The sequence below is a fragment of the Blastococcus sp. KM273128 genome, from assembly GCF_021698975.1.
In the GTDB taxonomy this organism is placed as follows: domain Bacteria; phylum Actinomycetota; class Actinomycetes; order Mycobacteriales; family Geodermatophilaceae; genus Blastococcus.
The window spans coordinates 112,959-120,981 of sequence record NZ_SSXA01000014.1; the positions used below are offsets into that span (position 1 = coordinate 112,959).

The 8,023-nt window shown below is 74.9% G+C and carries 6 protein-coding genes; 5 read left to right on the plus strand and 1 reads right to left on the minus strand.

What is annotated here, in order from left to right; genetic code table 11:
- The first annotated feature begins 35 nt into the window (after positions 1-35).
- The 4 genes from E9529_RS06720 to E9529_RS06735 all read left to right on the plus strand — a co-directional run bounded on the left by E9529_RS06720 (position 36) and on the right by E9529_RS06735 (position 5,468).
- On the plus strand, positions 36-2,408 hold the full coding sequence (locus E9529_RS06720) for a [protein-PII] uridylyltransferase (RefSeq protein WP_236830351.1): 2,373 nt from the start codon (positions 36-38) through the stop codon (positions 2,406-2,408).
- An 83-nt stretch (positions 2,409-2,491) separates the two neighbouring features.
- The gene (locus E9529_RS06725) at positions 2,492-2,683 is read left to right on the plus strand and encodes a hypothetical protein (protein ID WP_236830353.1); all 192 of its coding nucleotides are present in this window, start codon (positions 2,492-2,494) and stop codon (positions 2,681-2,683) included.
- A 128-nt stretch (positions 2,684-2,811) separates the two neighbouring features.
- Complete coding sequence (gene ffh, locus E9529_RS06730; RefSeq protein WP_236830355.1) at positions 2,812-4,386, plus strand: signal recognition particle protein; 1,575 nt, start codon at positions 2,812-2,814, stop codon at positions 4,384-4,386.
- Entirely contained in the window at positions 4,383-5,468 is a 1,086-nt protein-coding gene (locus tag E9529_RS06735; protein WP_236830357.1) for an amidohydrolase family protein, read from the plus strand. Before ffh ends, E9529_RS06735 begins: the two co-directional genes overlap by 4 nt.
- 13 nt (positions 5,469-5,481) lie before the next feature.
- Here the strand turns inward: E9529_RS06735 and E9529_RS06740 are convergent, their stop codons facing one another.
- Positions 5,482-7,011: an LCP family protein gene (locus E9529_RS06740; protein WP_236830359.1), complete on the minus strand. Its 1,530-nt coding sequence runs from the start codon at positions 7,009-7,011 to the stop codon at positions 5,482-5,484.
- A 122-nt stretch (positions 7,012-7,133) separates the two neighbouring features.
- On the opposite strand from E9529_RS06740, the gene E9529_RS06745 reads away from it, so the two are divergent.
- Complete coding sequence (locus E9529_RS06745; RefSeq protein ID WP_236830361.1) at positions 7,134-7,304, plus strand: hypothetical protein; 171 nt, start codon at positions 7,134-7,136, stop codon at positions 7,302-7,304.
- Positions 7,305-8,023: the final 719 nt, after the last annotated feature.

Genomic DNA, 8,023 nt, shown 5'->3' on the forward strand with positions numbered 1-8,023 from the left:
GCGCCTTTCCATCCGGGCCGTACCGAGGGGGAGACGTGCTGGACACCGATGCGCTGGCGGAGCTGCCGCGCGCGGAGCGGGTCGAGGCCCTGGACGCGTGGCTGGCCGGGCTGCTGGCGGACGCCGTGGGGGGCACCCCGCCCGCCCGGTCCCGGCGCGGCGGCCCGCCGCCCCGCACGGGCACCGACGGCCTGGCCCTCGTCGCCGTCGGCAGCCTCGGCCGCCGGGAGCTGCCGCCGCACGGCGACCTTGACCTGGTGCTGGTCCACGAGGACCGGCCGGAGGTCGCCGCCGTCGCCGACGCCCTCTGGTACCCGGTGTGGGACGCCGGCCTGCGGCTGGACCACTCGGTGCGGTCGGTCACCGAGGCGGTGGGCGTCGCCTCCACCGACGTGAAGGCCGGCCTGGGCCTCCTGGACGCGCGGCTGGTCGCCGGCGACGCGGGCCTCGCCGCGCGGCTGCGCACCGCCACGCTGGCCAGCTGGCGGCAGCACGCCGTCCGGCTGCTGCCGCAGCTGCGCGACCTGCGCCGCGACCGCGCCCGCCGGCTCGGCGAGCTCGCCTTCCTGCTCGAGCCCGACCTCAAGGAGGCCTACGGCGGGCTGCGCGAGGGGCAGGTGCTGCGCGCCGCGGCCGCCGCCCAGCTCGCCGACGAGCCCGCCGCCGAGGTCGAGCAGGCCTACGCGTTCCTCCTCGACGTGCGCGACGAGCTGCGCCGGCGGTCGGGGCGGGCGGCCGACGTGCTGGTGCGCCAGGAGCAGCGGGCGATCGCCGCCGCGCTCGGCCTGGCCGACGAGGACGCCCTGCTGCGCGAGGTCAGCCTCGCCGGGCGCCGGCTGGCCTTCGTCGCCGACGAGACCTGGCGGCGGGTGGAGGCCGGGCTGGTCCGGCGCCCCCGCGGCCGCTACCGCCGGGTGCGCCGCGAGCCGCTGGCCGACGGCGTCGTCCGGCAGGGCGACGAGGTGGTGCTGGCGCGGGACGCGCGCCCCGCCGCCGACCCCGGGCTGGTCCTGCGGGCGGCGGCCGCCGCGGCGCGGGCCGACCTGCTGCTCTCGCCGTACACGCTGAAGGTGCTCGCGGTGCACAGCCCGCCGATGCCCGAGCCGTGGCCGGCCGAGGCGCGGTGGTCCTTCCTGCGCGTGCTGGCCAGCGGTCGCTCGGCGGTGCCGGTGCTGGAGCAGCTGGACCAGGAGGGGCTGCTGGCGCGGCTGCTGCCGGAGTGGGACCGGGTCCGCTCGCTGCCCCAGCGCCACCCGTGGCACCGGTTCACCGTCGACCGGCACCTCATCGAGGCGGCCGCGGCCGCCGCCGAGCTCACCCGCGACGTCGACCGGCCCGACCTGCTGCTGGTCGCCTCGCTGCTGCACGACATCGGCAAGGGCTGGCCGGGCGACCACAGCGTGGTGGGGGAGCCGGTCGCGGCCGCGATCGGTGCCCGCATGGGCTTCACCGAGGACGACGTCGCCACGCTGGGCACCCTGGTCCGCCACCACCTGCTCCTCCCGGCGACGGCGACCCGGCGGGACATCGACGACCCCGCCACCATCGAGCGGGTGGCCGCCACCATCGGGCGCGACGCCTCGGTGCTCCAGCTGCTGCACGCGCTGGCCCAGGCCGACGGCGCGGCGACCAGCGCGTCGGCCTGGTCGCCCTGGAAGGCGCACCTGGTCGCGGCGCTGGTCGCCCGGGTGCAGGCCGAGCTCGGCGGCACGCCGTTGCCGGCGCCCGAGCCCGTGCTGCACCCGGCCCCCCGCGCCCAGGCGACGGTGCAGGTGCCCGGGCTCCCGGGAGCGACGCGCGGGGTGACGGTCGCCATCGAGGAGGTGGCCGACGGGCAGCAGGTGACGATCGGCGCCCCCGACCGGCCCGGTCTGCTCAGCACCTGCGCGGGTGTGCTCGCCCTCAACCAGCTCGACGTGCGGGCGGCGAAGATGACCGTGGCCGACGGGTACGCGACCGGCGTCTACTCGGTGCGGCCGCGGTTCGGCCGGGCGCCGGTGCCCGAGATCCTCGCCGACGGCGTGCGGGCCGCCCTGGACGGCACGTTGCGGCTGGCCGAGCGCCTGCGCCAGCGGGAGGCCGACTACCGCCAGGAGGCCCGGTCGGCGCCGCCGCGCATCTCCTGGCACAACCACGAGGTCAGCGGGCGGGCCACCGGCATCGTCGAGGTGCGGGCCGGTGACCGGGCGGGGCTGCTCTACCGGCTGACGGCGGCGATCGCGGCGGAGGGGCTCGACGTCACGTCGGCCCGCATCGAGACCCTCGGGGCGGACGCGGTCGACTGCTTCTACGTCGCCAACCCCTCGGGCTCCCCGGTGGACCAGGGGCAGCGGGAGCGGGTGGACGCGGCGCTCGTCGCGGCCACCCGTGGTCCGGCGGTGGCGGTGGGGACCGACACGCCGTCCTGAGCTACGCGGTTCTGTCGGAGGTCCGTGCGACGGTCGGGTGGGATCGGGACGGACCGGTCCCACCGGCCGAGAGGAGCCTGCTCGTGGACAGCCGCCACTGGCCCTGCCCGTCCTGCGGGGACGACCGCGCCTTCGTGCAGCCGCCGTGCGCCGACGGCCACACCGAGGACGGCGGCGAGTGCCCCGAGTGGGCCTGCGCCGACTGCGGCGCGGCACTGGTGGTCGGCGACGTGCTCGCCGTCGCCACCGGCACGGGAGCCCGCCGCGCCGCCTGAGACGACGCCCGCTGCGGTCGGCAGGCCCGCGGCAGCACCCTGCGGGAGGGCCGCCGGCTCCTCGCCACTCGATACGCTGGGGTGAGGTGGCGCGGCGAGCCCGTGCCCGTGACTTCTGAGGACGTGCTGTGTTCGAGACCCTTTCCGACCGCCTCGACAAGGTCTTCACCGGCCTGCGGGGCAAGGGTCGGCTCTCCGACGCCGACATCGACGCGACGGCGCGCGAGATCCGCATCGCGCTGCTCGAGGCCGACGTCGCGCTGCCGGCGGTGCGGGCCTTCATCACCGCGGTCAAGGAGCGCGCCCGGGGGGCGGAGGTCTCCCAGGCGCTCAACCCGGCGCAGCAGGTCATCAAGATCGTCAACGAGGAGCTCATCCAGATCCTCGGCGGCGAGACCCGCCGCATCCGGCTGGCCAAGACCTCGCCGACGGTCATCATGCTGGCCGGTCTGCAGGGTGCCGGTAAGACCACCCTCGCCGGGAAGCTCGGCCGCTGGCTGAAGTCGCAGGGGCACACGCCGCTGCTGGTGGCCGCCGACCTGCAGCGACCGAACGCGGTCAACCAGCTGTCCATCGTGGCCGGCCAGGCCGAGGTCGACGTCTTCGCGCCCGAGCCGGGCAACGGCGTCGGCGACCCGGTGCAGGTGGCCCGCGACTCCATCGACCACGCCCGCCGCACGATGCACGACGTCGTCGTCGTCGACACCGCCGGCCGGCTGGGCATCGACGCCGAGCTGATGCAGCAGGCGGCCGACATCCGCGACGCCGTGCGGCCCGACGAGACTCTGTTCGTCGTCGACGCGATGATCGGCCAGGACGCGGTCACCACCGCGCAGGCCTTCCAGGAGGGCGTCGGCTTCTCCGGCGTCGTCCTCACCAAGCTCGACGGCGACGCCCGGGGTGGTGCCGCGCTCTCGGTGCGGTACGTGACCGGCCAGCCGATCATGTTCGCCTCCACCGGCGAGAAGCTCAGCGACTTCGACGTCTTCCACCCCGAGCGGATGGCCTCGCGCATCCTCGGCATGGGCGACGTGCTCAGCCTGATCGAGCAGGCCGAGCGGACGTTCGACGCCGAGCAGGCCGAGCGGATGGCCGGCAAGCTCGCCGCCCGCGAGGGCTTCACCCTCGAGGACTTCCTCGAGCAGATGATGGCGATCCGCAAGATGGGGCCGATCGCCAACCTGCTCGGCATGCTCCCGGGCGCGGGGCAGATGAAGGAGCAGCTCAAGCAGGTCGACGACCGCGACCTCGACCGCACGGCGGCGATCATCCAGTCGATGACCCCCGCGGAGCGGGCCAACTCGAAGATCATCAACGCGTCGCGGCGGGTGCGCATCGCCAACGGCTCCGGGGTGACGGTCACCGAGGTCAACGGCCTGCTGGAGCGCTTCGCCCAGGCCCAGAAGATGATGGGCCAGATGGCCGGCAGCATGGGCCTGCCCGGCATGGGCCCCATGTCGAAGAAGGCCCGCGGCCGGCAGATGCAGGCGCAGTCCAAGAAGGGCAAGGGGAAGAAGGGCAAGGGCAAGGGTGGCCCGGCCCGCCGCCCCGCCGGCGCCCCCGGCCTGCCCCCGGGCGCGGGTTTCCCGGGCGGCGCCAACCCCTTCGGCGGCGCCGGCATGCCGGGCCTGCCGCCGGGCCAGGGCCTGCCCGACCTCACCAAGCTGAACTTCGACCAGTTCAAGGACGGCGACGGGCGGTGAGCGCCCCCGCCCTGCACCTCTCCGGTGTGGTGCTGCCCGAGGGGGAGCACCGCGACGTCTGGGTCCGCGACGGGCGGTTCACCTTCGAGCCGGTGCCCGGTGCGGAGACGGTCAGCCGCGGCGGCTGGCTGCTGCCGGGCCTGGTCGACGCGCACTGCCACGTCGGCATCGCCCGCGGTGGCGGGCACGTCGAGGACATCGCCCACGCCCGGCAGCAGGCGCTGACCGAGCGGGACGCCGGGGTGCTGGCGCTGCGCGACTGCGGCTCACCGGTCGACACCCGGGAGCTGGACGGCGACCCTGAGCTGCCGACGATCATCCGGGCCGGGCGGCACATCGCCCGCACCCGCCGGTACATCCCCGGGCTGGGCGTCGAGGTCGAGCCGGAGGACCTGGTCGAGCAGACCCGCGTGCAGGCCCGCCGTGGCGACGGCTGGGTGAAGCTCGTCGGCGACTGGATCGACCGCTCGGTCGGCGACCTGGCGCCGGAGTGGCCGGCCGACGTCGTCGCCGCGGCGATCGCCGCCGCGCACGAGGAGGGTGCCCGGGTCACCGCGCACACCTTCGGCACCGACGCCCTGCCCGCGCTGATCGAGGCCGGCATCGACTGCATCGAGCACGGCACGGGGCTCACCGAGGAGCTGATCGGCGAGATGGCCCGCCGGGGGACCGCCGTCGTCCCGACGCTGGTCAACGTGGAGAACTTCCCGGGCTTCGCCGCGGCGGGGGAGAAGAAGTTCCCGACCTACGCCAGCACCATGCGGCGGCTGTACGCGAACTCCGGCGCCGTCGTGCGGGCCGCGTTCGAGGCGGGCGTGCCGGTGTTCGCCGGCACCGACGCCGGCGGCGGCATCGACCACGGCGTCATCGCCGACGAGATCCGCGCGCTCTGCCAGGCCGGCATCCCGGCCGAGGCGGCGCTGGCCGCCGGCTCGTGGCGAGCCCGGGAGTGGCTGGGCCTGCGCTGCATCGAGGAGGGGGCGACGGCCGACGTCGTCGTCTACGACACCGACCCGCGCGCCGACCTCGACACGCTGCAGCGGCCGCAGCGCACCGTCCTGCGCGGGCGCGTCGTCGCCTGAGGTCCCGCCGCCCTCAGTTGATGCAGCCGGTGTCGGCGGCGGTGCGGGCGTCCTCGCCCTCGGCCGGTGCCGACGGCGGCTGCGCGGTCACGGCCTCGCCGACGCCGTTGAAGTCCGCGCCGAGCACGAGCTGCACGGTGCCCGGCTCGGCGTCGTCGACGACCCGCACGACCGCACCGGGGACGACGGCGGCGAGCGCGGCGGCCAGCGCCTCGTCACCCGCGGCGTGCCGGATCTCGGTCTGCTCGTAGCCGGAGCTGTCGGCGTTGCCGGTGGAGACGACGGGGAAGCCGCCGTCCTCGAGCTCGGCCTGCGCGTCCGCCGCCAGCCCGCCCGTGCCCGACCCGTTGAAGACCGCGACCGGGACGTCGGCGGGGTCGGCGGCCTCCGGCGGCGCGGCGTCCTCGGCGGGGGCCTCCTCCGGCTCGGACGACAGCTCGGCGAAGAAGCGCTCCAGGGTCGCCTCGTCCTCGAGCCGGACGATCGAGGCGGCACCCTCCCGGTCGATCCCGAGGTTGGGCACGGTCTGGAACTCGATGCTGCCCGTGGTCACCGACTGCATCTGCTCGGCGAGCTGCAGCAGGTTCAGGTCCTGGTCCACCGTGAGCGACTCCGCGGCGGCCTGCACGAGCTGGCGCTGCTTGCCGAGGTCGAGCAGCACGTCCTCGGAGAGCATCTTGCGCAGCACGCCGGCGATGAAGACCTGCTGCCGGACGATGCGGTCGAAGTCGCCCCCGGGCAGCCCGTGGCGCTGGCGCACGAACTTCAGCGCGTCTGCGCCGCTGATCGTCTGGGGGCCGGCCGGGAAGAACGCGCCGGACCACTCGCGGTCGTCGACGGCCTCGCAGAGGTTCACCTCGACGCCGCCCACGACGCTGGAGAGCTCGAAGAAGCCCAGCAGGTCCACCTCGGCGTAGTGGTCGATCTGCAGCCCGGTGAGCCGGCTGATCGTCTGCACGAGCAGCTGCGCCCCGGCCGCCTCGCGCGCGGCCTCGCTCCCGGCCTCGGCGTTCGTGTAGCCGTAGGCGTAGGCGGCGTTCAGCTTGTCCTCGCCGTGGCCCGGGATCTCCACCCACGAGTCGCGCGGGAACGAGACGAACGAGGCGCGCGACCCGTCCGCGGGCACGTGCACCAGGATGATCGTGTCAGTGTTGATGCCGGAGTCGGTGCCGGCGTTGAGCTCGGCCAGCTGCTCCTCGGTCAGGCTGCTGCGGCTGTCGTTGCCGACCAGCAGCAGGTTCATCGCCTCGCCGTCGCCGTCGTTGCCCTCGGTGGGGATGGCGTCGGTGCGGTTCACCGTCGCGTCGGCGACCCGGCCGAGGTACCAGCCCCAGCCCGAGCCCGCCAGCAGCAGCACCGAGAGCAGCCCGGCGACGACCCGGCTGCCGAGGACGAGGCGGCGCCGGCCGGCCGGCTCGCGCAGCCCGGCCGGGCTGGACCCGGTCCGCTGGCGCGGGCGCCCGCCGGCGCGCGGGTCGAGGCGCGGGGGGAGCGGCCGGGCGCCCTGCTGGTCGCGGTCTCGGCCCACTGGTTCCTCGCTCACGCCGGTCGGCCCCGCGGCGGGGCGGTGGATGCGCCTCTGACCGGCCCGATCGTAGCCAGGTCGGACGGGCGGGGGAGCGGTCGCGAGGTGCCGACCGGGCGCCGGCGCTGTTGACTCGTCGCATGGTCACCCCGATCCCGGAGCCCGACCGCCCGCTCGACCCGGCCGAGCCCGTGCCCGACGACCCCGGTGAGCTGCTGCCCGACACCCCGGACACGCTGCCGCCCGCGCCGGTCGAGCCCTCGCCCGACGACCCGGGTGGCGACCCGGGTGGGGTGCCCGAACCGGCCTGACCGTCGCGTCGCCTGCTCTCGCGGTATGCCGCCTGGGGCATCCCCGGCTGCCGCGCGGCATGGCGGGCGGCCGAGCCCGGCCGCTGTTCGAATCGGCACTGAACAGTCTGTAACGATATGGATACTCCCTGTCGTAGATTGACCTATCCGGCTCCCTGACCTGCGAGTTTCTCGCTGCTTGATCGCGTGCGTCGGCATGCGGCCTGAAGAGGGAGCTCTCGTGACGGTCTGTCCTGGACATCAGCCAGTCAGTCGCTGGCGGATGCGGGGAGCCCTAGGATTGGTTCTAGCGGCGGCGCTCGGCGTGAGCCTGTTGGAGGCCGCCCCGGCCCAGGCCGCGCCGGCGCCAGACACGGCGTTGGCGCGTGGTGCATTCGAGGGTCAGTCCGACGACGCTGTTCCGGTTCCGTCTGCGCCCGAGCCTCGTGCGGAGGAGATGGCCAGCGAGGCGGTCGACGAAGTTCCGCCAGCCCTTCCATACGCGCCTGACCTACCGGAATTCCCGGAGGGAGAGGTCGAGGAGCGTGATCTAGCAGAGCTGACCGCTGCGCTGCGGAAGGCGGAGCGTACCGGCAGGTCCATCGAGTTGGAGTCGGAGACGACGGAGACATCGATCAGTTTCGCTCAGCCCCGATCCACCATCGAATAGGCGTGTGGCTGCGCGTCGGAAAGCACGAATGCCCCTCTGACCAGGGACGATGTGGCTTGTCGAAGGTCTC